Genomic DNA, 25,915 nt, shown 5'->3' with positions numbered 1-25,915 from the left:
CGGTGTCCTGGGACCAGGACACCGGCGCACACGGCGGCTGGGGAGTCAGCGCGCCAGTATCAGGCTCATCGCCTCGGCGCGGGTCGTCGCGTCCCGAAGCTGGCCGCGTACGGCCGACGTCGTCGTCTTGGCGCCGGGCTTGCGGATACCACGCACCGACATGCACATGTGCTCGGCCTCGATGACCACGATCGCGCCACGCGCCTCCAGGATGCGCATCAACGAGTCGGCGATCTGTGTGGTGAGTCGTTCCTGCACCTGAGGCCGCCGGGCGAACACATCGACGAGGCGCGCGAGCTTCGACAGTCCCGTGATCTTGCCGGTCTCGGCCGGGATGTAGCCCACATGAGCCACGCCGTGGAACGGCAGAAGATGGTGTTCACAGAGGGACACGATTTCGATGTCCTTGACCAGGACCATCTCGTCGTGGCCCAGATCGAACGTCGTCGTCAGAACGTCCTCGGGCTGCTGCGTGAGCCCCGCCAGAAGCTCCCGGTACGCCCTGGCCACCCTGGCCGGCGTTTCCCGCAGCCCCTCTCGGTCCGGGTCCTCCCCGACCGCGATGAGCAGTTCCCGTACGGCGTTCTCCGCACGCTTCTCGTCGAACTCGCCGATCGTGCCCTCGCCGTCCAGCGTCACCGGGTCGGTCATCTGGTGCCTCGTTCCTGCGCCTGTGACGCGTACCGCGCGTCTCACGTGCGGCCCCTACCGAAATGCCGCGCCCCCCAGGCTAAAACCCTGGGGGGCGCGTTCGAAATTCCGGTCCCGGTGTGACCGTCGGCAGAGCTGTGACTCAGCTCTCGCGGCGGTCCTCCGCGGCCGTCTCCGTGGTCGGGAGGGACTCCGTGGCGTTGGCGATCGCCGGGGTGGCGCCGTTGGCCCCGTTCGTCAGTGCGAGCTCCTTCGGGGAGAGCACCGGCGGGCGGGTGGACGGCGTACGCCGGGACGAACCGGTCCAGGCGGGCCGCGGCGGGCGCTTGACGATCGGGGCGAAGATCTCGGCGATCTCCTCCTTGCCCAGCGTCTCCTTCTCCAGCAGCTGGAGCACGAGGTTGTCGAGGACGTCGCGGTTCTCCACCAGGATTTCCCAGGCTTCGTTGTGCGCGTTCTCGATGAGCTTCTTGACCTCTTCGTCGACGAGCGCGGCGACCTCTTCCGAGTAGTCGCGCTGGTGAGCCATCTCACGTCCGAGGAACGGCTCGGTGTTGTCGCCGCCGAACTTGATCGCACCCAGGCGCTCGGTCATGCCGTACTGCGTGACCATCGCGCGGGCCGTGGCCGTGGCCTTCTCGATGTCGTTCGCGGCACCCGTCGTCGGGTCATGGAAGACCAGCTCCTCGGCCGCACGGCCGCCCAGCATGTACGCCAGCTGGTCCAGCATCTCGTTGCGGGTCGTGGAGTACTTGTCCTCGTCCGGGAGCACCATCGTGTAGCCGAGCGCACGGCCGCGGGACAGGATCGTGATCTTGTGGACCGGGTCGGAGTTCGGCGAGGCCGCCGCGACCAGGGCGTGACCGCCCTCGTGGTACGCGGTGATCTTCTTCTCCTTGTCCGACATGATCCGGGTCCGCTTCTGCGGGCCCGCGACCACGCGGTCGATCGCCTCGTCCAGCATCTGGTTGTCGATCAGCTTGCGGTCGCTGCGGGCCGTGAGCAGCGCCGCCTCGTTGAGGACGTTCGAGAGGTCCGCGCCCGTGAAGCCGGGCGTGCGGCGGGCGACCGCCGCAAGGTCGACGTCCGGAGCGACCGGCTTGCCCTTCTGGTGGACCTTGAGGATCTCCAGACGGCCCTGCATGTCCGGGCGGTCGACCGCGATCTGGCGGTCGAAGCGGCCGGGGCGCAGGAGGGCCGGGTCGAGGATGTCGGGGCGGTTCGTGGCGGCGATGAGAATCACACCGCCCTTGACGTCGAAGCCGTCCATCTCGACGAGCAGCTGGTTCAGGGTCTGCTCGCGCTCGTCGTGACCACCGCCGAGGCCGGCGCCACGGTGGCGGCCGACCGCGTCGATCTCGTCGACGAACACGATCGCCGGAGCGTTCGCCTTGGCCTGCTCGAACAGGTCACGGACTCGGGAGGCACCGACACCGACGAACATCTCGACGAAGTCGGAACCCGAGATCGAGTAGAAGGGGACGCCCGCTTCGCCGGCCACCGCGCGCGCGAGCAGCGTCTTGCCCGTACCGGGAGGCCCGTACAGGAGAACACCCTTGGGGATCTTGGCGCCGACGGCCTGGAACTTGGCCGGCTCCTGGAGGAACTCCTTGATCTCCTGGAGCTCCTCGACCGCCTCGTCCGAGCCGGCGACGTCCGCGAACGTCGTCTTCGGGGTGTCCTTGGTGATGAGCTTCGCCTTGGACTTCCCGAAGTTCATCACCCGGGAGCCGCCGCCCTGCATCTGGTTCATCAGGAACAGGAAGACGACGACGATGAGGACGAAGGGCAGAAGGGAGAGCAGGATCCCGACGAAGGGGTTCTGCTTGGACGGCGAGACCGTGTAGCCCTTCGGGATCTGCTTGTGCTGGTACTTGTCCTGCAGGGTGTTGGCCAGGGTCACGCCCTGGTCGCCGATGTAGCTCGCCTGGATCTTGGAGCTGCCATCGACCTTTTCGCCGTCCTTGAGCGAGACCTTGATGATCTGCTCGTCGCCGGTGGTCAGCTTGGCGGACTCGACCCTGTTGTCATTGATCGCGGCGACGACCTCGCCGGTGTCCACCGATTTGTAGCCGCCCGAGGAGCCGACGACCTGCATCAACACGACCACGGCAAGGACGGCCAGCACGATCCACATGACCGGCCCACGGAAGTATCGCTTCACGTCCATCCATACGGAGCGATGCCGCCCCGTCCCTCCTGCCATAGTGAGTTTGATAAAAACAGTTCTTCTGACGGTACCCCAGGTTGGTCACCCGCAGCCGTAGGGGACTGCCGGCAATACCGCCCACGCAAGCTCCAACGCCGTGAAACCCGCCGGGGTTCCCGAACGTCTTACAAAAACCGGGACCCGGGGGTCCGGCCGCCCTGAACGACGGCCGGAACCGGGGGTCTCAGCCGCCGTACACGTGGGGCGCGAGCGTACCGACGAACGGAAGGTTGCGGTACTTCTCCGCGTAGTCGAGGCCGTAGCCCACGACGAACTCGTTCGGGATGTCGAAGCCGACCCACTCGACGTCGATGGCGACCTTGGCGGCCTCGGGCTTGCGCAGCAGCGTGCACACCTTGAGGGAGGCGGGCTCGCGGGAACCGAGGTTGGAGATCAGCCAGGACAGGGTCAGCCCGGAGTCGATGATGTCCTCGACGATGAGGACGTGCTTGCCCTTGATGTCGGTGTCGAGGTCCTTGAGGATCCGCACGACACCGGAGGACTGGGTGCCCGCGCCGTAGGAGGACACGGCCATCCAGTCCATGGTGACGGGGGTGGACAGCGCCCGGGCGAGGTCGGCCATGACCATCACCGCGCCCTTCAGAACGCCGACGATCAGCAGGTCCTTGCCCGCGTACTCCGCGTCGACCTTCGCGGCCAGCTCGGCCAGCTTCGCGTCGATCTCTTCCTTGGTGATGAGCACCTGCTTGAGGTCGGCACCCATGTCTTTCGCGTCCACCCGCATCACTTTCGGTCGTCCCGCACTTGTCGCTCGTTCGCCTCCGGGGTGCCGGTGCCGCCGTCGACGGTCGACCGTGCCCGGACATCCGCGCGGTGGCGGCCGCATACCGACCACAGCCGCGCGCCCTGAGCGCGCTCTCCCTCTCGACAGCGGCGCACCCCTTCGGCTCGCTCGCGCGGCTGACCGGCCCCTCCCCGAAGGGGAGACCGGGCGCCTCCGTCAGGGGGCGTGGTTTCAGCCTTGCCGAATCACCAGTCTGCCACCCTGCCGCTGAGCGACGACTTTGCCCGGGAGATTGATGGCCCCCTGGCCGCGCCAGCCGGTGATCAGCCGGTCGACTTCCTCGATGTGGCGCGCGAAGAGCGAACCGGCCGGGGCGCCGGCCTCGATGGCGGCGCGGCGCAGGATCCGGCGGCGTACAGCGGGGGGCAGCGCGTAGAGCTTGGCGCACTCCAGGAGGCCGGCGGCGTCGCGTACGGAGGCCTCGACCTGACTGGCCCAGGCGTCGAGGGCGTCGGCGTCGTCACGGGAGAGCTGTGCCGTGCGGGCGAGGGCCTCGACGACACCTTTGCCGAGCGCCTTTTCGAGGGCGGGCAGGCCCTCGTGGCGGAGCCGGGAGCGCGTGTAGGCGGGGTCGGCGTTGTGCGGGTCGTCCCAGACGGGCAGGGACTGGGCCATGCAGGCCTTGCGGGCGGTCTGCCGGTCGAGCTGGAGGAAAGGGCGGCGGTAACGGCCGCCGGCCCCCGAGACCGCGGCCATTCCGGACAGGGAGCGGATGCCGGAGCCGCGGGCGAGGCCGAGCAGGACGGTTTCGGCCTGATCGTCGCGGGTGTGTCCGAGGAGGATCGCGGCGGCGCCGTGACGTTCGGCGGCGGCGTCCAGGGCGGCGTAGCGCGCGTCGCGGGCGGCGGCTTCGGGGCCGCCGTCGCGGCCGACGGTCACGGCGATGGACTCGGCCGGGTTCAGGCCCAGTTCGCGCAGGCGCAGGACGACTTCTTCCGCGCGCAGGTCGGAGCCGGACTGGAGGCCGTGGTCGACGGTGATGCCGCCGGCGCGGATGCCGAGTTTGGGGGCCTCGAAGGCGAGGGCGGAGGCGAGTGCCATGGAGTCGGCGCCGCCGGAGCACGCCACGAGTACGAGCGGCGAGGGCCGGCGCTCTTGGGGCGTCCGATCGCTGGACTGCCCCGTGGACGACTGCTCGGTGGTCTGCTCGGTGGACTGCTCGGTGAGGATGTCGTGGAGGACGCGGCGGACCGCCAGGCGTATCGCCGCGACCGCAGGATGGGGACCCATGTCCGGTTCCCTTCATGAAGTTGTCGGGGGTGAGCCCGAAGTATCGGTCACTCAGAGTGTGTAAATGGTGACAGAAACGGGCCGTTCCCCGAGCATTGCACGCCTACGCATGGCTCACGGTCCCTCGGACGAGTGATTGGCGGGGCGTTCGCCTGCCGACGGCCGGATTCGTTTCACCACGCTCGCGCGGGGGTCACGACTCCGCCTTGCGATGCACCCGTGCGACCCAGTCAGCGGGTTTGGCGATCTCCGCCTTGGTCGGGAGTGTGTTCGGGGAGGTCCACACCCGGTTGAAGCCGTCCATGCCGACCTGCTCGACGACCGCCCGCACGAACCGCTCACCGTCGCGGTACTGCCTGAGTTTGGCATCGAGGCCCAGCAGTTTGCGCAGGGCGAGGTCGAGGCGGGACGCGCCCCTGGCACGGCGCTGCTGGAACTTCTCGCGGATCTCGGAGACGGACGGGACGACATCCGGGCCGACGCCGTCCATCACGAAGTCGGCGTGCCCCTCCAGGAGGGACATCACCGCGGTCAGCCGGCCGAGGATCTCCCGCTGGGCGGGCGTCTGCACGAGTTCCACGATGGAGTGGCCGTCGTCGCCCTCCTCGCCCTCCGGGCGGCCGCCGACGAGCGACTGGGCAGCCTCCCTGATGCGTTCGAGGACGGTCATGGGGTCGACGTCGGTCTCCGCGAGGAAGGACTGGATCTCGCCCTCGAGATGGTCGCGCAACCAGGGCACCGCGGTGAACTGCGTGCGATGCGTCTCCTCGTGCAGACAGACCCAGAGGCGGAAGTCGTGGGGTCGTACGTCGAGTTCGCGCTCCACGTGCACGATGTTCGGTGCGACCAGCAGGAGTCGGCCGCCGCCACTCGGTGAATCAGGGGGGCCGCCGGCCGGCAGGTCGCGGGTGGCCGGGGCGAAGGTCTCGTACTGGCCGAGGACCCGGGAGGCCAGGAACGACAGGAGCATGCCCAGTTCCACGCCGGTGACCTTGCCGCCGACGGCGCCGAAGACGGCTCCGCCGGGGGTGTTCGAACGCCGCTCCTGCATCTTGTCGAGGAGCGGCTTGAGAATCTCCCGGAACCCGGCGACGTTCGCCCGGACCCAGCCCGGACGGTCGACGACCAGGACGGGTGTGTCGTGCACTCCCTGTTCGCCCATACGAGTAAAGCCCCGGACGTGTTCCTCCGAGGCCTTCGCGTGTCGGCGCAGCTCCGCGACGACGGCACGGGCGTCGTCGCGGCTCACCTCGGGGCCCGGCCGTACGAGCCGGGTCGCGGTCGCCACCGCGAGATTCCAGTCGACCATCTCGGCACCACCGATGCTCGTCATGTGTCAACGGTACGTGAGCGCTGCCGCTGGGGGCAGGGTCGCACAAGGCCGGCCGGTGCGGCGCCCGGTTCGGACTATGCCCAAAGGGCCGGCGCTATCGGCAGCCGCAGGCCGCCAGGATGGCCGCCGTGCGGTCCAGCGCCGCCCTGGCCGCCGTCCGGTCCATCGAGCCGTCCGTCAGGAAGGCGAAGGCCAGCAGGCGGCCGTCGGTGTCGACCACCGTCCCGGCGAGCGTGTTGACGCCGGTCAGGGAGCCGGTCTTGGCCCGTACGACGCCAATGCCCGAGCGCTCCGCGTCGCCCGCGTAGCGGTCGCTGAGGGTGCCCGTGAAACCGGCCACCGGAAGGCCCGTCAGGACGGGACGCAGTTCGGGGTGGGCGGCGGAGCCGGCCGTGACCAGCAGGGCCGTCAGCAGGTCCGCCGTCAGCTTGTCGTCGCGGTCCAGGCCGCTGCCGTCGTCGAACCGCCCGCCCGCGAGCGGGAGTCCGAGCTTCCTCAGCTGGTCGGCGACCGCGGCGCCGCCGCCTTCGAAGCTCGGCTCCCCGCCGGTGGCGAGCGCGGTCTGGCGGGCGAGGGCCTCGGCGATGTCGTTGTCGCTGTTGGTCAGCATCCGCTCCACGATCGCGGACAGGGGCGGCGACTGGACCGAGGCCAGGGTCTGCGCGCCGGGCGTCGCCTTCGAGGAGGAGGCACCGGGAGCCGTGGTCCGGATGCCGTGGGCGCGCAGCAGGTTGCCGAAGGTCCGGGCCGTGTCCGCCGCCGGGTCCGTACCGCGCCGTACCGGCCCGCTCGTGGAGTCGTCCGTGCGGCCCTCGTCCGCCATCAGCGCGGTGACGCGGGCGAGGTTGTCGTTGACGCCGATGGGGTGCAGCTCCTCGCCCGTGAACAGTGACGTGTCGTATGACAGCGCCACCCGGTCCAGGTGGCGCTTCTTCAGGGCGGCGGCGGTCCTGTCGGCGAGGGTGCGCAGGCTCGCCCAGCTGTCGGCCTTCGCACGGGCGGTCAGGGTCGGGTCACCGCCGCCCACGAGAACGACTTTGCCGGTGCCGGGCTCCAGGACCGCGCGTGTGGTGAGACGGTGGTCGGCACCGGCCGCGGAGAGCACGGCGACGGCCGTGGCGATCTTCGTGGTGGAGGCGGGGGTGAGCGCGTCGTCCGCGCCCTTGCCGTACAGACGTTTGCCGGTGGCCACGTCGACGACGACGGCGGTGCGCCGGGCGCCGAGGGAGCCGTCGGCCAGGGCCTTGTCGAGGACGGCGGTCAGGTTCGGCCCGAACGCCGCGGACTTGGTGGTGCTCGTGGCCCCGCCGAGGCCGGTCAGCACGGACGCGGCGCTCGGCGCGGGCGCCGGTGCCTCGGCCGTCGTACCGGAGTCGCCTCCGTGATCTGCGCCACCCTCGCGACCCCATGCGGCGGCCCGATCACGCTCGGCCGTACGCTGACCCGAGGAGTCCCAGGGACCGGCGGCGGTCGCGGCCCCGGCCGCGAGCGCCAGGCCCATGGTGGCGGCGACAGCCGTCAGCTGTGGGGCGGTGAGCCTCCCGGAGCGTGGGCGCACGGCGTGCGCGACCCGCGTGACGTGCGGTTTCACCATCTCGGTGAGCTGTGCGGCGCGTGGTCCCAGGGCCACGGTGATCCGTGCCGCGCGGGGTTTCACGACTCGGGCCACGCGCGCGAGGCGGGGTTTCACGGCCCGTACGATCCGCACCACATGCGGTCTCGCGGCTCGCCAAGGCCTCAGCTCGGGCACGATCACCAGCCCCTTTCGCGATCACACACCTGCGTGAGGGACACTTAATCACCAGAACTATGTGCTGATCATGGAGGAGCCACCGGTGGAGTTCGACGTCACGATCGAGATCCCGAAGGGTTCGCGGAACAAGTACGAGGTGGACCACGAGACCGGTCGGATCCGCCTGGACCGTCGCCTCTTCACCTCGACCGCCTACCCGACCGACTACGGCTTCGTCGAGAACACCCTCGGCGAGGACGGCGACCCGCTGGACGCGCTGGTCATCCTGGACGAGCCGACCTTCCCCGGCTGCCTCATCCGGTGCCGGGCGATCGGCATGTTCCGCATGACGGACGAGGCCGGCGGCGACGACAAGCTGCTGTGCGTGCCGGCGACGGACCCGCGTGTGGAGCACCTGCGCGACATCCACCACGTCTCCGAGTTCGACCGCCTGGAGATCCAGCACTTCTTCGAGGTCTACAAGGACCTGGAGCCCGGCAAGTCGGTCGAGGGCGCCAACTGGGTCGGCCGCACGGACGCGGAGATCGAGATCGAGCGTTCCTACAAGCGCTTCAAGGAGCAGGGCGGCCACTGATCTCGCCCTGTCTCCACGCGGGCCGCGTGACCCCTACGGGGTGACGCGGCCCGTTCTTCTTGTGCCGGTGCGCATACTGAGACGTACGGGAGGTACGTACGGGGGACACGCGCACGAAGGGCAAGGCGGAGACTGGTGGCGGAACCGGACGCGGAGGACCGCAAGCCGCGGTCGGACGAGGCGAGGGGTGCGTTCGCGCCCGCGGGGCGCGGCGGGAGCCAGTCCGCCACGACCTCCCGGTCCGCCGTTCCCGAAGCCCTCGCCGGGCCTCGGGCAGGCGGCACCGAGTCGTCCACGACCTCCGAGTTCGCCGTCCCCGAAGGGCTCGATGTGCCCGCGGCGGCGGGTGCCGAGTCCGAGACGACGTCCGAGTTCGCCGTCCCGAAGGGGCTGGCGGTCCCGCAGCCGCCCGACGGGCCGGAAGGGTCGGCCTTCAGCCCGCCGAGTACGTACACCGCCGCAGACGCCCCGCCGGCCTTCACGCCGGCCTCCGGGTTCCCCGCGGTCCGGCTGGCCGACGAGGCGCCCTGGCAGGACCGGATGCGCACCATGCTGCGCATGCCGGTGACCGAGCGCCCCGCACCGGAGCCCGTACAGAAGACCGGCGAGTCCGGCCCCGCCGTACCGCGCGTGCTCGACCTGACCCTCCGCATCGGCGAACTGCTGCTGGCGGGGGGCGAGGGCGCCGAGGACGTGGAGGCGGCCATGTTCGCGGTGTGCCGGTCCTACGGCCTCGACCGCTGCGAGCCGACCGTCACCTTCACGCTGCTGTCGATCTCGTACCAGCCGTCCCTGGTGGACGACCCCGTGTCGGCCTCGCGGACGGTACGCCGCCGCGGCACCGACTACACGCGCCTGGCGGCCGTGTACCGGCTCGTGGCCGACCTCAGCGACCCGGAGACCGCGATCTCGCTGGAGGAGGCCTACCGGCGGCTGGCCGAGATCCGCCGCAACCGGCACCCCTACCCCGGCTGGGCGCTCACCGGGGCGAGCGGGCTGCTCGCCGGTGCCGCCTCCGTGCTCGTCGGCGGTGACCTCGTCGTCTTCGTCGCCGCCGCGCTCGGCGCGATGCTCGGCGACCGGTTGGCGTGGCTGTGCGCCGGGCGCGGGCTGCCCGAGTTCTACCAGTTCACGGTGGCCGCGATGCCCCCGGCCGCGATCGGCGTCGCGCTGACGGTCGCGCACGTGGACGTGGAGGCGTCCGCGGTGATCACCGGTGGACTGTTCGCGCTGCTGCCCGGACGGGCGCTGGTGGCGGGCGTGCAGGACGGGCTGACCGGCTTCTACATCACCGCGGCGGCGCGCCTGCTGGAGGTCATGTACCTGTTCGTCGGCATCGTCATCGGCGTCCTGGTGGTCCTGTACTTCGGCGTCAAGCTGGGCGCCCAGCTCAACCCGGACGCGGCGCTGAACCTCGCCGAGCAGCCGGTCGTGCAGATCGTCGCGTCGATGCTCCTGTCGCTGACCTTCGCGGTGCTGCTCCAGCAGGAACAGTCCACTGTGCTGTGGGTGACCCTCACCGGGGGCGTCGCCTGGAGCGTGTACGGCGCCCTGCACTACCAGGCCGGCATCTCGCCGGTCGCCTCGACGGCCGTCGCAGCGGGCCTGGTGGGCCTGTTCGGACAGTTGCTGTCGCGCTTCCGGTTCGCGTCCGCGCTGCCGTACACGACAGCCGCGATCGGGCCGCTGCTGCCCGGTTCCGCCACGTACTTCGGGCTGCTGTCGATCGCTCAGAACAACGTCGACAAGGGCCTGGTGTCGCTGGCCAAGGCCGCCTCGCTCGCCATGGCCATCGCGATCGGGGTGAACCTGGGGTCGGAGATCTCGCGGCTGTTCCTGCGGGTCGGCTCCGCCGGGGGGCGGCGGGCGGCCAAGCGGACCCGGGGGTTCTGAGCGCCGGGGTCGGCTAGTAGCCCTGACCGTAGGGGTACTGCTGCGGCTGCTGGGGCTGTGCGGGCTGCTGGTAGTCCTGGTCGCCGCCGTACGGCTGCTGCGGCTGCGGGTAGCCCTGGGGGTACTGCTGCTGGCCGTAGGGCTGCTGGGACTGGCCGTAGTACTCGTCGTAGCCGCCCTGGTGCGAGCCGTACTGCTGGTGCTCCTGCGGGTACGCCTGGCCCTCGTTGCCGTACGCCTGGCCCTGGTGGTTCTGGTCCTGGTGGGCCGACGCCACACGGCGCAGCTGGGTCGTCGCGTCGTCCATGACCGGGGGCTGCTGCTGGAAGGGCGGCTGCTGCTGGAAGGACGGCTGCTGCTGGGCCGGGGCCTGCGGCGGGTTCTTCTTGGCCTGGGAGCGCGCCCGCAGGAACTCGATGATGATCGGGATCACCGAGACGAGGACGATCAGGATCAGGATCGCCTCGATGTTCTTGTTGACGAACGCGATGTTGCCCAGCCAGGAGCCCAGCAGGGTCACGCCCGCGCCCCACAGGACGCCGCCGATGACGTTGAAGGTCAGGAACGAGCGGTACTTCATGCCGCTGACGCCGGCGATGATCGGCGTGAACGTGCGCACGATGGGCACGAAGCGGGCCAGGACCAGGGACTTCGGGCCGTACTTCTCGAAGAACTCGTGGGCCTTGGTGACGTTCTCCTGCTTGAAGAGGCGGGAGTCCGGCCGGTTGAAGAGCGAGGGGCCGACCTTCTTGCCGAACATGTAACCCGTCTGGTCGCCCAGGATCGCGGCGGCGCAGATCAGGGCGATGGCCGCCCACAGCGGGAAGTCGAGCTTGTTCGACGTGATCAGCAGGCCGCAGGTGAACAGCAGCGAGTCACCCGGGAGGAAGAAGCCGATGAGCAGACCGGACTCGGCGAAGACGACGAGGAGCAGGCCCCAGATTCCGAAGGTGTCCAGCAGGTGGTTCGGATCCAGCCAGCTCGGTCCGAGGGCAAGCGTCATCACGGTTCCGGGCTCCTGAAGGGTGAGGGGACGTACGGCGTCCTGAGGCTGCCGACACGTACGCAGTGGCCGGACAAAGCTATCAACGCACAGTGTCACCACCAGGTTCCACCGGTGTCCGCGGGATGCACTGTGCGCGGACTGAGGGGAAGCTGTGACCCATGGGCATCGAAGAGTACGGCGGCGGCCAGGGGCCCCGTGCGGACGTGCTGGTCGTGACGACGAACGACGTGCCCGGATACCGCGTCGTGCAGATCCTCGGCGAGGTCTTCGGTCTCACCGTGCGCTCGCGCCATCTGGGCAGCCAGATCGGCGCGGGCCTGAAGTCGATGATCGGCGGCGAGCTGAAGGGACTCACCAAGACGCTCGTGCAGACCCGCAACCAGGCCATGGACCGGCTCGTCGACCAGGCACGCGCGCGTGGCGCGAACGGCGTGCTGGCGTTCCGCTTCGACGTGACGGAGCAGGCGGACGTGGGCACGGAGGTGTGCGCGTACGGGACGGCGGTGGTCCTGGCCCGGGAGTAGGGCACATGACTGAGGCACTCAGGTAAGGGGCGCCCGCTGGCCTTACATGGGCCTCCGCAGGCGTCACTTCCCGCCCGCCCGGCGGTAGGTCCACCAACCGCGTTGTCAGACAAGTCGACCATAGCGGCGGATGCACCTGCTTCCAGGCCTTACGCATAGAACAGCTCTAGTTCCCCCCTCGGAGGAGTGGAGCTTCGCACGGAAATTCGACAACATCCGCCAGCTGCTCCGCCTCCTCGGCGTACTGCTCGGGGTCCTTGTCACCGAAGACCTCGAACTTCTCCTCGGGCGTGAGGTTGATGCCCATCTTGCGTGCCTCCATGGCGTGCTCCACGGCCGCCGCCATCTTCTGCAACTTCTCGATCCGGGCGGTCAGCAGCTCGTGCTGGCGGCGCAGATGCGCGCGCGGGTCCGCCTCCGGGTCGTCGAGCAGGGCGGCGACCTCGTCGAGCGCGAAGCCGAGCTCCCGGTAGAAGAGGATCTGCTGCAGTCGGTCGAGGTCGGCGTCGTTGTAGCGACGGTGGCCCGCGTGGCTGCGCTCGCTCGGGACGAGCAGGCCGATGTCGTCGTAGTGGTGCAGCGTGCGCACCGTGACCCCGGCGAAACCGGCGACCTGTCCCACGGAGTAGCTCACTTCCGCTCCCTTCTCGGTACGCCTCCACGCTGCGCCCTCACGCGACGTGAGGTGCAAGCCCGTTCTCCTTCCGGATGTTGCGCCGGTTTCGTCTGCTTGGTCCGTTTATGGTGAGCCCGTGGCCCAGGACACCGCGCAGGAGGCAGCCGCCACCCCGGCGACCCCCGCGCGGGGTCTGCTGCCGTTGGTCCTCCCCGCACTCTTCGTCGGCGCCGGGGCCAGTCTGCTCCTCGTCGGGGTGAGCGGGCTCGCCGTACGTCTCCAGCACGTCCTGTGGCGGGACCTGCCCGACGCGCTGGGCGTCGGCCGCTACTCCGTGCTCTGGATGCTCGTCATGCTCACCGCGACGGGCGTCCTGGTCGGTCTGGTGGTCTGGAAGGCACCGGGGCACGCGGGTCCCGATCCGGCGACCCTCGGGCTGGCCGTGACGACCCCGCTGTCGCCCGCCGTCGTGCCCGGCCTGCTGGTGGCGGCCGTGCTGGTGCTGGCCGGCGGTCCGAGTCTGGGGCCGGAGAACCCGGTCATCGTGGCCAACGCCGCGCTGGCGTTCTGGCTGGGCCGCCGGTTCGTTCCCGGGCTGCCCGGCGGCGTATGGGTGGCGCTGGCCGAGGCGGCGACGATCGGCGCGCTGTTCGGGACGCCCGTCGCGGCGGCGCTGCTGCTCTCCGAGGCGCTGGTCGGTCAACAGGTCAGGGGCCCGCTGTGGGACAACGTCTTCGGACCGCTGATCGCGGCCGCCGCGGGTGCGCTGACCACCACGTTGGTGGCCCGGCCGAACCTCGACCTGGATCTGCCCGTCTACGGCCGGCCCGGCTGGGGCGACCTGCTGGCCGCGCCGGCGGTCGCCTCCGCGAGCGCGCTGCTCGGGATGACGGCGGTGTACGCCTTCCCGTACGTCCACCGCGTCTTCATCCGCCTGCGGCACCCGATGGTGGCTCTTCCCGCCGGCGGACTCGTCCTGGGGCTCCTGGCGGCCGTCGGCGGCCGTCTGACGCTCTTCAAAGGGCTCGACGAGGTCGCGGCGCTGGCGCGGGATCCGGACGGCTGGTCGGCCGGACAGTTCGCGACGATGGCCGTGGTGAAGCTCGCGGCTCTGCTGGTCGCCGCGTCCTGCGGGTTCCGGGGCGGGCGGATCTTCCCGTCCGTGTTCATCGGCGCCGCGCTCGGGCTGTGCGCGCACGCGCTCGTTCCCGCCGTGCATCCGGCGCTCGGTGTCACCTCGGGTGTGCTGGGCCTGCTCCTCGCGGTCACCCGGCACGGCTGGGTGAGCCTGTTCACGGCCGCGGTGCTGGTGCCCTCCCCGGGGCTCACGGCTCTGCTCTGCGTCGCGTCCCTTCCGGCCTGGCTGCTGGTCACGGGCCGCCCCCAGATGCAGCTGCGCGAGGACGGAACCGCGGTCCGTTGACGGTGAGGAACCGAACTCCGAGGGAACCGATGAACCAGCAGGACCCCTGGACCGGTGAACCAGCAGGACCCGCGGATCCGATGAACCAGCAGAGCCTCTGGATCCGATGAACCAATAGCCGCGCGCCGCCGATGCGATGGGAGACAAGACACCATGCCGCTCCACACAGGCCCGGGGAAGCCCGACGAGCGCCCCCGTTCCATGAACCCCTTCTACGGGGAGGCGAATCCGGTCGTCGAGATGACGGAGGCGCCGCCCAGGCACCGGCTGCCCACGGGACCGATGCTGCCCACGACCGCGTACCAGCTGGTCCACGACGAACTGATGCTGGACGGCAACTCACGGCTGAACCTCGCCACCTTCGTCACCACCTGGATGGAGCCCCAGGCCGGAGTGCTGATGAACGAGTGCCGCGACAAGAACATGATCGACAAGGACGAGTACCCACGCACCGCCGAACTGGAGCGCCGCTGCGTGGCGATGCTCGCCAACCTGTGGAACGCGCCGGATCGCGAGGCCACGGTGGGCTGTTCGACGACCGGTTCGAGCGAGGCCTGCATGCTCGCCGGGATGGCGCTGAAGCGACGCTGGGCCCGGCGCAACGCTGACCGCTACCCGTCCAGGGAGGCGCGCCCGAACCTGGTCATGGGGGTGAACGTACAGGTCTGCTGGGAGAAGTTCTGCAACTTCTGGGAGGTCGAGGCCCGCCAAGTACCCATGGAGGGCGACCGTTTCCACCTGGACCCGCAGGCCGCCGCCGAGCTGTGCGACGAGAACACCATCGGGGTCGTCGGCATCCTGGGGTCCACGTTCGACGGATCGTACGAGCCGATCGCCGAGCTGTGCGCGGCCCTGGACGACCTTCAGGAGCGCACGGGCCTGGACATCCCCGTGCATGTGGACGGCGCCTCCGGGGCCATGGTCGCGCCCTTCCTCGACGAGTACCTGGTGTGGGACTTCCGGCTGCCGCGGGTCGCGTCGATCAACACCTCCGGCCACAAGTACGGGCTGGTCTACCCGGGGGTGGGCTGGGCGCTGTGGCGCGACAAGGAGGCTCTCCCCGAGGAACTCATCTTCCGGGTCAACTACCTGGGTGGCGAGATGCCGACCTTCGCCCTCAACTTCTCCCGGCCCGGCGCCCAGGTCGTCGCCCAGTACTACACGTTCCTGCGGCTGGGCCGGGAAGGCTACCGAGCCGTCCAGCAGACGACGCGGAACGTGGCACGGGGCCTCGCCGAGCGGGTCGAGGCTCTGGGTGACTTCCAACTCCTCACCAGAGGCAACGAGTTGCCGGTCTTCGCCTTCACGACAGCGCCGGACGTGACGGCGTACGACGTCTTCGACGTCTCGCGGCGCCTGCGCGAGTTCGGCTGGCTGGTGCCCGCCTACACCTTCCCGGCCAACCGCCAGGACCTGTCCGTTCTGCGGGTCGTGTGCCGCAACGGCTTCTCCACGGACCTCGCCGATCTGTTCGTCGAGGATCTGACCCGCGTACTGCCCGACCTGCGACGGCAGTCGCACCCGGTGACCCGGGACAAGGAGGCGGCCACGAGTTTCCACCACTGACACCTCGGACACGGCCGCCGGCTCGGTCCGGCTCAGCGGTCGTCGTCCGGATGCTGCTCCCCCGTCGCGTACGGGTTCTCCTCGCCCTCGGTCAGGACGCCCACGAACGGTTCGCCCTCGCCTGCGAAGGTGTAGGCGCCGCCCTCGATGCGCTCGATCAACCCGCGGGTCCACGCGGCTTCGCCGTCGGCCGTGTGGACCCACATGTTCATGATCTCGCCGATGTGACCGAGCTTCTCCGGTCCTTCCTCGGGCACGTAGTGCTCCGTGACGGAGTCGCGCCACTCGGCCAGCCGGCGCAGCCGCTCCCTCAGCAGCCGCACCACTTCCGCCCGCTCCAGATCGACCATGAAACCGATCGCCGAGGAGAGCATGTCGATGCTGCGGTCGCGGGCCACCAGTGCTTCACGGAGCAGCGTGAAGTACTCCTCGGTGCCCTTGCCGGTGATCTCGTACTCGGTGCGGGGCGGGCCGCCGGCCGTCGACGGGGCGATCTCGTGGGCGTGGAGCAGTCCCTGCTTCGCCATGTGCTTCAGCGCGTGGTAGATCGAGCCGGGCTTGGCGTTGGACCACTCGTGCGCGCCCCAGTACTCCAGGTCGCCTCGGACCTGGTAGCCGTGGGCCCGCCCGTGCTGACGGACGGCGCCGAGCACGAGGAGACGGATCGCTGACATGCGGCCAGCGTAGGACCCACGAGTCGGCCCCCGAGGTCAGCCCCAGGAGGTGCCCCGTTCCAGGGCCACCAGCTCGAAGGCCGTCTTTCCGTCCAGCGACTCCCTGACGATGTCCGCGTGCCCCGCGTGCCGGGCCGTCTCACGGATCAGGTTCAGCATCAGCCAGCGCATCGAGACCCGCTCGTCCGGAGGGAACCAGGGGTCGTTCGGGAGCGCGAACGTGTCGTCGAGGCTCGGCACCGAGCGGATGAACGCCTCGGTCTCCTCCGCGACCTTCTGCCAGTACGCGAGCTGCGACTCGACCGTCTCGTCCCCGACGAGCTTGAAACACTCGTGCCAGTTCGACTCGTCCCGCTTGACCGCCGGCTGCTCGCCCCTGGCCCGGGCGACCCAGCCCTGCTCGGTCTCGGCGACGTGCTTGAGCAGCCCGGCGAGGGACAGTTCGCTCGCGCTCGGCCGCGACGCCGCCTGCTCCTCCGTCAGCCCGAGCAGGGCCCGGCGGATCCCGCCGCGCTGTTCCTCCAGGAAGGCAAGCAGTGCTCCGCGCTCGTCGCCCTGCGCCTCTGCGCTCACGTGAGTGACCATGACCATCCGCCTTTCGTCGGTGCCGGCGAGTTCGTCCTCTGCCTGACACCGATGACGCTACGGGCCCTTGCGGTCAGCTTCTGTCCGCAAGGGCCGTTGGGAGCGAAGGAAACTCGGACGGAATCAGAAGGAATCAGAACGGGAAGCCGCTCCGCCCGTGCTGCACCGAGATCCACTTCAGGGTGGTGAAGGCCTCCTGGGTCGTCTCACCGTTCAGCCGGCCGATGCCCGAGTGCTTCTCGCCGCCGAAGGGGACGAGCGGCTCGTCGTGGACGGTGCCGTCGTTCACGTGGAACATGCCGGTGTCGATCTGCTGGGCGAACTTGACGCCGCGCTCGATGTCACCGGTGTGGACGGCGCCGCTCAGCCCGTACGGGGTGTCGTTGACGATGCGTACGGCCTCCTCCTCGCCGTCGAACGGGATGAGGAAGGCGACCGGACCGAAGATCTCCTGCTGGAGGAGGGCGGAGCCGGCGGGGACGTCGGTCAGGACGGAGGGCTCGACGAGGTTGTCGTTGGTCGTGCCGTGCAGCAGCGCCGTCGCCCCCTCGGTGATGGCCTGCTCGACGGCGGCCGAAATGGCGTCCGCCTGCGAGGAGTTGATCACCGGGCCGATGACGGTCTCCGGGTCGCGGGGGTCGCCGACCTTGAGGGACTTCACCTTGCTGACGAACTTCTCGGTGAACTCGGCCTGGAGCGAGCGGTCCACCAGGACACGGTTGGCGGCCATGCAGACCTGGCCCTGGTGCACGTACCGGCTGAAGACGGCCGCGTCGACGGCGTAGTCGACGTCCGCGTCGTCCAGCACCACGATCGCGCTGTTGCCGCCGAGTTCGAGGACGGAGCGCTTGAAGAGCGAGGCGCAGACGGTGGCGACGTGTCGGCCGACCTTGTCGGAGCCGGTGAAGGAGATGACCTTCGGGATCGGGTGCTCGATGAACGCGTCACCGATCTCGGCTATGTCCGTGATCACGACGTTCAGCAGGCCGCCCGGCAGCCCCGCGTCCTCGAAGATCTTGGCGACCAGGGAGCCGCCGACGATGGGCGTGTTCTGGTGCGGCTTGAGGACGACGCCGTTACCGAGGGCGAGCGCCGGGGCGACGGACTTGATCGACAGCAGGAAGGGGAAGTTGAACGGGCTGATCACGCCGACGACCCCGACGGGCACGCGGTAGAGGCGGTTCTCCTTGCCGTCGATCGGCGACGGAAGGATCTTGCCCTCGGGCCGCAGCGCCAGCTGGATCGACTCGCGCAGGAACTCCTTGGCGAGATGCAGCTCGAAGCCGGCCTTCAGATGCGTGCCACCCAGCTCGGCGATGATCACCTCGGTGATCTCCGCCTCGCGCTCCTCGATGATCCGCAGGGCCTTCTCGAACACCGCGCGGCGGGCGTAGGCGTTGGTGGCGGCCCACTCCTTCTGGGCGGCCGCGGCGGCCTTGTAGGCCTCGTCGACCTCGTCGACCGTGGCTATCGTGATCGACGCCAGCTTCTCGCCGTCGTACGGGTTGAAGTCGATGATGTCCCAGGAGCCTGTGCCCGGGCGCCACTCACCGCCGATGTACTGCTGAGCCAGATCGGTGAAGTAGGACGACATGTGATCCCTCAATCCCTTACAGCCGAAGCAGACACCCGTTCACGTAGCCGTGATCGCGTCACGGTCTGATCACGCGTCATCGTACTTGTGAGCGAAGGGAGTTGGAGGAACCTCGGGTAACTCTGTGAGGACTCTCAGGAAAGCTGAAGCAGCCCCCGCAGCAGATCGCGGCTTTCGTCCGGCCCGGGGCTGTCCTGCTGAAGCTGCTTCATCGCGGCCTCGTACTGGGTGACGTCCTCGCGTTTGTCCAGGTAGAGCGCGCTGGTGAGCTGTTCCAGGTAGACCACGTCGGACAGGTCGGACTCGGGGAAGCTCAGGATGGTGAAGGAGCCGCTCTCACCCGAGTGCCCGCCGAAGCTGAACGGCATGACCTGAAGCCGTACGTTGGGGCGCTCCGAGACGTCGATCAGATGCTGGAACTGGCCGCGCATCACCTGCCGGTCGCCGTAGGGGCGGCGCAGGGCGGCCTCGTCGAGGACGACGTCGAACTGCGGGGCGTTCTCCGAGACCAGGTACTTCTGCCGCTCCAGCCGCAGCGCCACCCGCCGTTCGATGTCCGCGGCGCTCGCGCCCTTCATGCCCCGGGAGACGACCGCGTGCGCGTACGCCTCGGTCTGGAGCAGACCGTGCACGAACTGGACCTCGTAGGACCGGATCAGATGGGCCGCGCCCTCCAGGCCGACGTACGTCGGGAACCAGCTCGGCAGGACGTCCGAGTAGCTGTGCCACCACCCGGCGACGTTGGCCTCCTTGGCCAGGGACAGCAGGGACGTGCGTTCGACTTCGTCGCTGATCCCGTACAACGTCAACAGGTCCTCGACATCGCGCGTCTTGAAGCTCACCCGTCCCAACTCCATGCGGCTGATCTTCGACTCCGAGGCTCGAATCGAGTAGCCGGCCTGCTCCCTGGTGATGCCGCGCGCCTCCCGTAGCCGCCGGAGATGGGATCCCAGCAGGATGCGCCGCACCACCGACCCGCTCGAGTCCCCAGCGCTCACGTTCGTCAGCCTCCCCAACCGTCCTTCAGATCGCGCAGTCTGCCACTAAATCACTTCGAGCAGTACTCGTGCGATTACAGAAATGGAAAGCAGTCAAAGAAGAGGCACAGGGAAAGGCCAGGAAGGGGCAGCGAGCGGGAAGAAAGTGGCAGAAGAAAGAGGTAGGAACCGGTACGGGAGGGATCAATTCCGGCGCGTGCACGTGCATCTGCCCTTGCATCTGCTTGGCGCATCCGAAACCATGGTCCCGCGCCACCGCTGCATCGCAACGACCGCGAACACCCGGGAGTGCCTCGCATGGGGACGAATGGATCGACCATGCTCGAGCCCTTACGGCAGGGACTTCCGCCGCTCGATCCCGCGGCCGTGTCCAGCGCCGCCTCCTGCGCTCTGCCCGCCCGCCTCGAAGCGGTGCGCGAGGCACGGCAGTTCACCCGAAGAACGCTCGGTCAGTGGGACGTGGGCGACTGTTTCGACGACGCCTGTCTCGTGGTCTCCGAACTCGTGACCAACGCGCTGCGGCATGCGCTGCCCTCGCCCGCCGTGCGCACGGTCGAGCAGGACCCGCCGGTGCGGCTGCATCTGATGCGCTGGACCACGCGCCTGGTGTGCGCCGTGCGCGACCCCAGCCACGGCAGTCCGGTCGCGGGCGACTCGGAGGACTTCACGGCGGAGTCGGGCCGCGGTCTGTTCCTGGTGGACTCGTTCGCCGACAGCTGGGGCTGGCACCCGCTGGCGGGCACGCTGAGCGGCAAGGTGGTCTGGGCACTGTTCCGGCTGCCGCCCGCACCGGCCTGCGCGGAGTGATGGCCGGCGGCCTTTTCCATGCCGCGGGTCTACGCGTGTTGCACACCGCGGGGCGCGGGAGCGCCGCGGATGCAATGGCTGCCGCGAGCGGGCAGACCTCAGTGCGCCCTTGAGCACGGCGGTTGTACACAGCGGTTGTGCACGGCGGTTGTGCACGCCGGCCCCGCACGCGGTCGCGCACGGCGCATCGACGCGCGGTCGATGCCCCGACACTCCTCTGATCTACGCGTGTTACGCGATCAGATGGTCGAACTCGCCGTCCTTGATGCCCAGCAGCATCGCCTGGATCTCCGCGCGGGTGTAGACCAACGCGGGCCCCTCGGGGAAGCGTGAGTTGCGCACCGCAACATCTCCCCCGGGCAACCGGGCGAATTCCACGCATGACCCCTGTGAGTTGCTGTGCCGGCTCTTCTGCCAGGCCACTCCGTTCAGCTCTGTCGCAGCCATGCCGTTGTACACGTCGTCCACGTCGTACACGTCGTGGTCCACAGGTCGCTCCCCGGGTGGTGCATTGGCTGGTGTGGCCATTGATGCAGTGGTCAACTGCCCCGGATCATAACTCCGTTCACATGCAGATGCATGGGCAGATGCACGTGCACGGGGGGTGCTCCTACGATTACAGCTTTTACGGTCCCTTGACCTGCCTTGACTACAGCCTGACCGTGACCCGACTACAGCCGGTCAGGCGCCTGCCCCGGAGTTCGCATCCCATGCGCACTCCGGCCCCCGTGCGTGATCTCCCGCGCCATCGTCTGTGCCGGCCGTCCGGGTTGGATCCCTCATTGCACTAGGAAGAGACGCATATCGCGGGCTTCCTGTTCCACCATCCGCATGAAGTTCGGCCATTCGGCCTCACGGGCACCCCTTCTGTGGCGGAAGACGGCCAGTGGGACGAGTAGGGCGACGGCGCCGTCTCCCGCGCGTTCTTGATCGCGCGGGCTGGTTCCGGGACCAGGCCTGTCGCGGGTGAGCGCGTGAGCGCGTGAGCGCGTGAGCAAGCGCACGCCGGATACCTCCCCGGCGTCCGGAAGTCCTCCTGGTAGCTTGCTGCGGCCGTCCCCACGACCTCATCGGCAACCTCAGGAGACATCAGTGACTTCGGCGACCCACCTCACGCGCCGACAGGCTCGCACCGCGCTCGCTGCCGCCGGGCTGACGGCCGCGCTCGTGCTGACCGGCTGCGGCAGCGACTCCGGGGACGACGACTCCTCGGCGCCCAGCGCGCCCGCGTCCACGCCCACGGCGAACACCGGCGGCGGCTCCGGCACCCCGAACGCCAAGGCCGCCGGGAAGCTGGAGGGCAGCTGGCTGGCCACCACCGGCGGCAAGGCCGTGGCCTTCGTGGTCACCGGAAACCAGGCCGCGCTGTTCACGACGGGCGGCACCGTGTGCAGCGGGACCGCCGGCGAGGAGGCGGGCATGCAGATGATCCGCCTCAAGTGCACGGACGGAAACAAGGACCGCCGGACCGGCATGGTCGACTCCGTCAACTCGACGACCATGAAGGTGACATGGTCGGGCGGCAGCGTCGGCAAGGAGACGTACACGAAGTCCGAGGGCGGCAAGCTGCCGAGCGGCCTGCCGACGGCGAGCCTGGGCTCCTGACCACCTCGCTCGACGGGCCGTGGAACCTGAGGTTCCACGGCCCGTCGGCGGGTCAGGGCTTGCGCACCCGTCCGGACGTCTCCACGCTGCCGTCCAGGGTCATCGGTGATGCGGCCGTGTCGAGGGACTCGGTCAGATCCCCCAGTGACTTCAGGACCAGGCCGGCACCCCGGCGGACGACCGCTTCGGAGACGCCGTCCCCTCCCACGGCCTCCTCCGCGTCCCACGCCCGAAGCGCCTCGTGCACGGCGTCCCACGACGGCGGCCGGCGTTCCCGTACGGCCTTGGCGCCCTGTTCCGTCGCGGTGCGCAGGGCATCGGCGAAGCGGGCGGCAGGCGGGACAGGGGCGGCGTAGCCCGCGCGCCTCCTGCCTTCAACGCGAGCCCCGCCGTCGCGCCGCGCGACCAGCGGCTCGAGTCGTTTCCTCTCGCTCCTCAGCCCCGAGCACACGGCCCCTTCAGCATGGTCTTGGGAGGAACCCCGGCGTTCACGCCCGGGAGAGAACACGTCCTGGAGCCAGCGGTGCGGAGCACTGTGGTGGCATCCGGCGCGGAGCGGCGGAAAGCCGTGGCCGGAAGCCGGGGGTGGAGTTTTACGTGTTCGAATGCGGGAGGGGGAGAGGCTGAGTAGCGTCGCGGATGTGAAGCTGGTGGTGCAGGTGAAGCTGCTGCCGACGCCCGTGCAGGCGAAGGCACTTGAGGCGACGCTGCACGCCTGCAACGAAGCGACCACGTGGGTGAGTGAAGTCGCCCTCGAAAAGGATGTGAAGAACAACTTCGCGTTGCGCAAGCTCACCTACGACCAGGCGAAGGCCCGGTGGGGCCTTGGTGCGCAGGCCGCCCAGCACGTGATCAAGAAAACGTGCGATGCGTACGCCACGCTGAGGGCAAACTTGAGGGCAGGCCACCTGGGCAGGCCGGGATCCAAGCGGTACCGGAGGGCGACGGAGAAGCCGATCATCTTCCGGCCGGAGGGTGCTCAGCCCTACGACGGCCGGATGCTGTCCTGGCAGATCGCCGAGCGCACCGTGTCGATCTGGACCACCAACGGGCGAATGAAGAACGTGGCCTTCACCGCCTCACCCGAGCAGTCCGCCACGCTTGCGCTGTACCGCAAGGGCGAATCCGACCTTGTCTGCCGGGACGGCATGTGGTTCCTCAACGCCACCTGCGAAGTGCCCGAGGCTTTGCCGAACACCGATCCGGTGGACTTCCTCGGCGTTGACCTGGGCATCGTGAACATCGCCACCACCTCGGACGGCGAAATCATGGCCGGGCGCGAGCTGAACTGGGTCCGGGACCGGGAGCGCAAGCTCCGTACCAAGCTGCAGAAGAAGAACACCCCGTCCGCCAAGCGCCGCCTGAAGAAACGGCGTCGCAAGGAGGCGCGGCGGGCGAAAGACATCAACCACAAGATCGCGAAGCATGTGGTGGCCGAGGCGGAACGCACCGGTCGCGGAATCGCCCTGGAAGACCTGACAGGCATCCGCGAGCGGGTACGGCTACGCAAGCCCCAACGGGCCACCCACTCCAGCTGGTCCTTCGCCCAGCTGGGGCAGTTCATCGCGTACAAGGCCCGCCGGGCGGGGGTGCCGGTGGTGTACGTCGATCCGGCGTACACCTCCCGCACTTGCGCCGAGTGTGGCCACGTGGACAGGGCGAACCGGGTCTCGCAGGCCTGGTTCGCGTGCCGGTCCTGCGGATTCGTTGATCACGCAGACCGGAACGGCTCCCGCAACATCCGTGCTCGCGCGTGGGAGTTGTGGCGACGCGGGGCCCAGTCAACGGCCCCTGCCCCACCACCGAGCGCACGCGCCGGGGCGGGGCTGAACGCAAACGCAGCATCACCGCCAGCGATGCCCGTTGTGCAAGCCCGGCGCTTTAGCGCCCGGTAGTTGACCGCGCGCAGCCAGCTCATCCCGTCAGCCCGCAGGGGACATACAGAACGTATCTCGACAATCGCGAGCCGCGGCGCATGCGGCACTCGGGGGCGTGTAACGCACCGCTGCCCGCCTGCGTAATGATCCATGAGCACCGTCACGACTCCAGAGGATCCTCATGCGCACCCTCCCCGTCCCCCTCGCCGTCACCGCCCTCGCCGCGGCCCTCGCGCTGACCGCCTGCGACAGCGGTGGCAGCAGCGGTGGCGACAGCGACAAGGCCGCCGGCTGCTCGATCGGCATCAAGGTCGGCCCGGGCAACGCCGCCACGACCGCCGGCGACACCGGCAACGTCCCGGTCACCCTCACGAACCGCGACACCAAGAAGTGCACCTTCGAGGGCTTCCCGGGCATCGAACTGAACGGCGGGGACTCCTCCTGGACCGTCGCGCACGCCGCGGACGCGCATCCGGAGAAGGTGACGCTGCAGAAGGAAGAGACGGCGACCTTCACCATCACCTACGTCCGCGGGAAGAGCGGCGCCTCGGACAGCGCCGCGGTGAAGACCCTCAAGATCACCGTGCCGGGCGGCGGCGACGCGCAGAGCTTCCCGTGGTCGTTCGGTGATGTGTCACTGAAGAAGCCGGACACCCCCGATGCCTCGGTGACCCCGATCCAGATCGCGGGCGACTGACCCGCGTACTCGTCCAGCGGCGGGGCGACCGACTCGCGTACGGCCACCGAGGGGCGGACGACCGACGCGCGTCCCCGACGCCAAGCGGCGGGCGGGCCGCCCTTCGTCCTCGCACCATGCGACGGGCGGCCGCCCCCGCGCCCTCACACCAAGCGGCAGGCGACCGCCCCGCGCCCTCACACCAAGCGACGGGCCACCACCCGCATCCCCGCACCAAGCCGCAGGCGACCACCCCGCATCCCCGCACCAAGCCGCAGGCGACCACCCGCATCCTCAGGAGAGCCGAGGCCACCCCGCATCCTCAGGAGAGCCGAGGCCGCCCCGTTCTCACGGGAGGCGGGGTCGCCCAGCGACCTGGGCGCGATCGGCGGCCGCGGCACCCTGCTCCCATCCGGCCGCGTCACTGATCCCGCGCAGCCGGGTGGTGACCGTGTCCGGGAACATCTGTTCCGTCCGCTCCGTGACGGCCACGTCCCGGGCCGCGAGGACCGGCAGCAACTCACCCTCGCTCCCGGCCACCTGCCCCTCGGCGGCGACCTGGAGGCGGTCGCCGATGCGCTGCGCGTACGCGGCCAGGAACGACTGCCGGAACGTCTTCGTACGCTTCCGCCCGCCCTTGCGCTGCGCCGCCTCCGCCCTCGTCATCGCGGCGGTGGCCTGCACGAGCAGCGAGGTGTAGAGGAGTTCGACGGCTTCCAGGTCGGCCTCGAAGCCGACGACCGTGGAGAAACCGAGGGCCTCGTGCCACACGGCCCGGCAGCGGTTGGCGCCCGCCACCGCGTCCAGGAGCACGGCCTTGGCCGTCTCGTACGGCGGGTCCACGCCGATGCGGCAGGCGCCGGGCGCGTCCCCCGCATGCGTACGGGCTGAGAGCAGCGCCTCGTCGATGCTGTGCCGCGCCATCAGTTCCTGCGCCTTGGCACTGAGCGCCTCCGCCTCCTCCGGATACCCGGTCGCCTCCGCCTTGGCGAGCAGGGCGCGGATACGGGTGAGCATGCGGGACTCGGGCTGCCGCGGGGAGGCGGACTGCCGGGGTGCTTCGAGGGGTTCGAGGGCGGGGAGGCGCAGGATCAGGCGGTACAGCTCCAGGACGGCGGTGGCATGGGAGAAACGATCGGTGGCGTGCGGAGGTTCCGCGTCGAGGTCCTGGAGCTGGGCGGCCCAGCGTGGGGTGGGGGACGGCCGCTCGCCCGCCTCCTTGACGATCAGCGTCGAGACGAGGCGTACGTGGGTGTCGTCCAGCTCTCGGCGCACGATGCGTACGACATCGGCGGGCTGCCAGCCCCGCCGCCAGGCCGCGGCGACGAACTCCTCACCGCGCCCGGCGAGTTCGGCATCGGCCGCGGGGTCGGCGGCGAGCAGCGAGGCGCCGGTGTCGAGGCCCGCGTCGGTGTCGTCGTAGAGGGCGGCCCGGAAGGCCCGGTCCACGGTGGTCGTCGTACTCACGCGTTCGATCGTGACACGACCTCCGCCGCGGCCCGTCGGCGCATCGGCC

The 25,915-nt window shown here is 69.6% G+C and carries 23 protein-coding genes and 1 pseudogene; 9 read left to right on the top strand and 15 right to left on the bottom strand.

Annotated elements, in window-relative coordinates; translation table 11 throughout:
• Positions 1 to 45: 45 nt before the first annotated feature.
• The 6 genes from folE to dacB form a co-directional block, all read right to left on the bottom strand.
• Positions 46 to 651 (bottom strand): GTP cyclohydrolase I FolE, encoded by a 606-nt coding sequence (gene folE / locus Q2K21_RS01875; protein ID WP_310763301.1) that lies wholly within the window; start codon positions 649 to 651, stop codon positions 46 to 48.
• 142 nt (positions 652 to 793) lie between these two features.
• The gene (gene ftsH / locus Q2K21_RS01870; protein WP_310780539.1) at positions 794 to 2,821 is read right to left on the bottom strand and encodes an ATP-dependent zinc metalloprotease FtsH; all 2,028 of its coding nucleotides are present in this window, start codon (positions 2,819 to 2,821) and stop codon (positions 794 to 796) included.
• A 223-nt stretch (positions 2,822 to 3,044) separates the two neighbouring features.
• Complete coding sequence (gene hpt, locus Q2K21_RS01865; RefSeq protein WP_310763300.1) at positions 3,045 to 3,605, bottom strand: hypoxanthine phosphoribosyltransferase; 561 nt, start codon at positions 3,603 to 3,605, stop codon at positions 3,045 to 3,047.
• Between the two features lie 231 nt (positions 3,606 to 3,836).
• Positions 3,837 to 4,895, bottom strand: coding sequence for a tRNA lysidine(34) synthetase TilS (gene tilS, locus Q2K21_RS01860; protein ID WP_310763299.1), 1,059 nt, complete (start codon positions 4,893 to 4,895; stop codon positions 3,837 to 3,839).
• A 193-nt stretch (positions 4,896 to 5,088) separates the two neighbouring features.
• On the bottom strand, positions 5,089 to 6,228 hold the full coding sequence (locus Q2K21_RS01855; RefSeq protein ID WP_310763298.1) for a zinc-dependent metalloprotease: 1,140 nt from the start codon (positions 6,226 to 6,228) through the stop codon (positions 5,089 to 5,091).
• A gap of 94 nt (positions 6,229 to 6,322) precedes the next feature.
• Positions 6,323 to 7,984 carry a D-alanyl-D-alanine carboxypeptidase/D-alanyl-D-alanine endopeptidase gene (gene dacB / locus Q2K21_RS01850; RefSeq protein WP_310763297.1) on the bottom strand — a complete coding sequence of 554 codons (1,662 nt, stop codon included), beginning with the start codon at positions 7,982 to 7,984 and terminating at the stop codon, positions 6,323 to 6,325.
• A 79-nt stretch (positions 7,985 to 8,063) separates the two neighbouring features.
• On the opposite strand from dacB, the gene Q2K21_RS01845 reads away from it, so the two are divergent.
• A complete protein-coding gene (locus Q2K21_RS01845) occupies positions 8,064 to 8,555 on the top strand; it encodes an inorganic diphosphatase (RefSeq protein WP_121791090.1) in 492 nt (163 codons plus the stop codon).
• Positions 8,556 to 8,690: 135 nt separating this feature from the next.
• Positions 8,691 to 10,448 carry a threonine/serine exporter family protein gene (locus tag Q2K21_RS01840; protein ID WP_310763296.1) on the top strand — a complete coding sequence of 586 codons (1,758 nt, stop codon included), beginning with the start codon at positions 8,691 to 8,693 and terminating at the stop codon, positions 10,446 to 10,448.
• A 13-nt stretch (positions 10,449 to 10,461) separates the two neighbouring features.
• Here the strand turns inward: Q2K21_RS01840 and Q2K21_RS01835 are convergent, their stop codons facing one another.
• Complete coding sequence (locus Q2K21_RS01835) at positions 10,462 to 11,454, bottom strand: DedA family protein (RefSeq protein WP_310763295.1); 993 nt, start codon at positions 11,452 to 11,454, stop codon at positions 10,462 to 10,464.
• 158 nt (positions 11,455 to 11,612) lie between these two features.
• On the opposite strand from Q2K21_RS01835, the gene Q2K21_RS01830 reads away from it, so the two are divergent.
• A complete protein-coding gene (locus tag Q2K21_RS01830; protein WP_310763294.1) occupies positions 11,613 to 11,978 on the top strand; it encodes a YbjQ family protein in 366 nt (121 codons plus the stop codon).
• Between the two features lie 223 nt (positions 11,979 to 12,201).
• On the opposite strand, the pseudogene Q2K21_RS01825 reads toward Q2K21_RS01830, so the two are convergent.
• Positions 12,202 to 12,612, bottom strand: a pseudogene (locus Q2K21_RS01825) (MerR family transcriptional regulator); the annotation flags it as partial.
• 118 nt (positions 12,613 to 12,730) lie between these two features.
• Here Q2K21_RS01825 and Q2K21_RS01820 point away from each other — a divergent pair.
• Together Q2K21_RS01820 and Q2K21_RS01815 are read left to right on the top strand one after the other, a co-directional pair.
• Entirely contained in the window at positions 12,731 to 14,017 is a 1,287-nt protein-coding gene (locus Q2K21_RS01820) for an ion channel protein (protein ID WP_310763293.1), read from the top strand.
• A 153-nt stretch (positions 14,018 to 14,170) separates the two neighbouring features.
• Positions 14,171 to 15,583 carry a glutamate decarboxylase gene (locus Q2K21_RS01815; protein ID WP_310763292.1) on the top strand — a complete coding sequence of 471 codons (1,413 nt, stop codon included), beginning with the start codon at positions 14,171 to 14,173 and terminating at the stop codon, positions 15,581 to 15,583.
• Positions 15,584 to 15,615: 32 nt separating this feature from the next.
• Here Q2K21_RS01815 and Q2K21_RS01810 read toward each other — a convergent pair whose 3' ends face one another.
• From Q2K21_RS01810 to Q2K21_RS01795, 4 genes are all read right to left on the bottom strand, one after another.
• Positions 15,616 to 16,257: a PadR family transcriptional regulator gene (locus tag Q2K21_RS01810; RefSeq protein WP_310763291.1), complete on the bottom strand. Its 642-nt coding sequence runs from the start codon at positions 16,255 to 16,257 to the stop codon at positions 15,616 to 15,618.
• Positions 16,258 to 16,293: 36 nt separating this feature from the next.
• Positions 16,294 to 16,842 carry a DinB family protein gene (locus Q2K21_RS01805; RefSeq protein WP_310763290.1) on the bottom strand — a complete coding sequence of 183 codons (549 nt, stop codon included), beginning with the start codon at positions 16,840 to 16,842 and terminating at the stop codon, positions 16,294 to 16,296.
• A gap of 133 nt (positions 16,843 to 16,975) precedes the next feature.
• Entirely contained in the window at positions 16,976 to 18,436 is a 1,461-nt protein-coding gene (locus Q2K21_RS01800; protein ID WP_310763289.1) for an aldehyde dehydrogenase family protein, read from the bottom strand.
• Between the two features lie 134 nt (positions 18,437 to 18,570).
• A complete protein-coding gene (locus Q2K21_RS01795; protein ID WP_310780537.1) occupies positions 18,571 to 19,407 on the bottom strand; it encodes a helix-turn-helix domain-containing protein in 837 nt (278 codons plus the stop codon).
• Between the two features lie 345 nt (positions 19,408 to 19,752).
• Here Q2K21_RS01795 and Q2K21_RS01790 point away from each other — a divergent pair, with 345 nt between their 5' ends.
• A complete protein-coding gene (locus tag Q2K21_RS01790) occupies positions 19,753 to 20,241 on the top strand; it encodes an ATP-binding protein (RefSeq protein ID WP_310763288.1) in 489 nt (162 codons plus the stop codon).
• A 231-nt stretch (positions 20,242 to 20,472) separates the two neighbouring features.
• On the opposite strand, the gene Q2K21_RS01785 is transcribed toward Q2K21_RS01790, so the two are convergent.
• The gene (locus Q2K21_RS01785; RefSeq protein ID WP_310763287.1) at positions 20,473 to 20,730 is read right to left on the bottom strand and encodes a DUF397 domain-containing protein; all 258 of its coding nucleotides are present in this window, start codon (positions 20,728 to 20,730) and stop codon (positions 20,473 to 20,475) included.
• Between the two features lie 603 nt (positions 20,731 to 21,333).
• On the opposite strand from Q2K21_RS01785, the gene Q2K21_RS01780 reads away from it, so the two are divergent.
• Positions 21,334 to 21,846 carry a hypothetical protein gene (locus Q2K21_RS01780; RefSeq protein ID WP_310763286.1) on the top strand — a complete coding sequence of 171 codons (513 nt, stop codon included), beginning with the start codon at positions 21,334 to 21,336 and terminating at the stop codon, positions 21,844 to 21,846.
• 52 nt (positions 21,847 to 21,898) lie between these two features.
• Here Q2K21_RS01780 and Q2K21_RS01775 read toward each other — a convergent pair whose 3' ends face one another.
• Positions 21,899 to 22,297 (bottom strand): hypothetical protein, encoded by a 399-nt coding sequence (locus Q2K21_RS01775; RefSeq protein WP_310763285.1) that lies wholly within the window; start codon positions 22,295 to 22,297, stop codon positions 21,899 to 21,901.
• Between the two features lie 190 nt (positions 22,298 to 22,487).
• Between Q2K21_RS01775 and Q2K21_RS01770 the strand changes: the two genes are divergently transcribed.
• Together Q2K21_RS01770 and Q2K21_RS01765 are read left to right on the top strand one after the other, a co-directional pair.
• Positions 22,488 to 23,741: an RNA-guided endonuclease InsQ/TnpB family protein gene (locus Q2K21_RS01770; protein ID WP_310763284.1), complete on the top strand. Its 1,254-nt coding sequence runs from the start codon at positions 22,488 to 22,490 to the stop codon at positions 23,739 to 23,741.
• A gap of 163 nt (positions 23,742 to 23,904) precedes the next feature.
• Positions 23,905 to 24,420: a DUF4232 domain-containing protein gene (locus Q2K21_RS01765; protein ID WP_310763283.1), complete on the top strand. Its 516-nt coding sequence runs from the start codon at positions 23,905 to 23,907 to the stop codon at positions 24,418 to 24,420.
• Positions 24,421 to 24,747: 327 nt separating this feature from the next.
• Here the strand turns inward: Q2K21_RS01765 and Q2K21_RS01760 are convergent, their stop codons facing one another.
• Entirely contained in the window at positions 24,748 to 25,866 is a 1,119-nt protein-coding gene (locus tag Q2K21_RS01760) for a DUF2786 domain-containing protein (protein ID WP_310763282.1), read from the bottom strand.
• Between the last annotated feature and the right edge of the window lie 49 nt (positions 25,867 to 25,915).

This window comes from Streptomyces sp. CGMCC 4.7035, from assembly GCF_031583065.1.
In the GTDB taxonomy this organism is placed as follows: Bacteria; Actinomycetota; Actinomycetes; order Streptomycetales; family Streptomycetaceae; genus Streptomyces; species Streptomyces yaanensis.
This window is presented reverse-complemented; position numbering and strand designations above follow the sequence as displayed.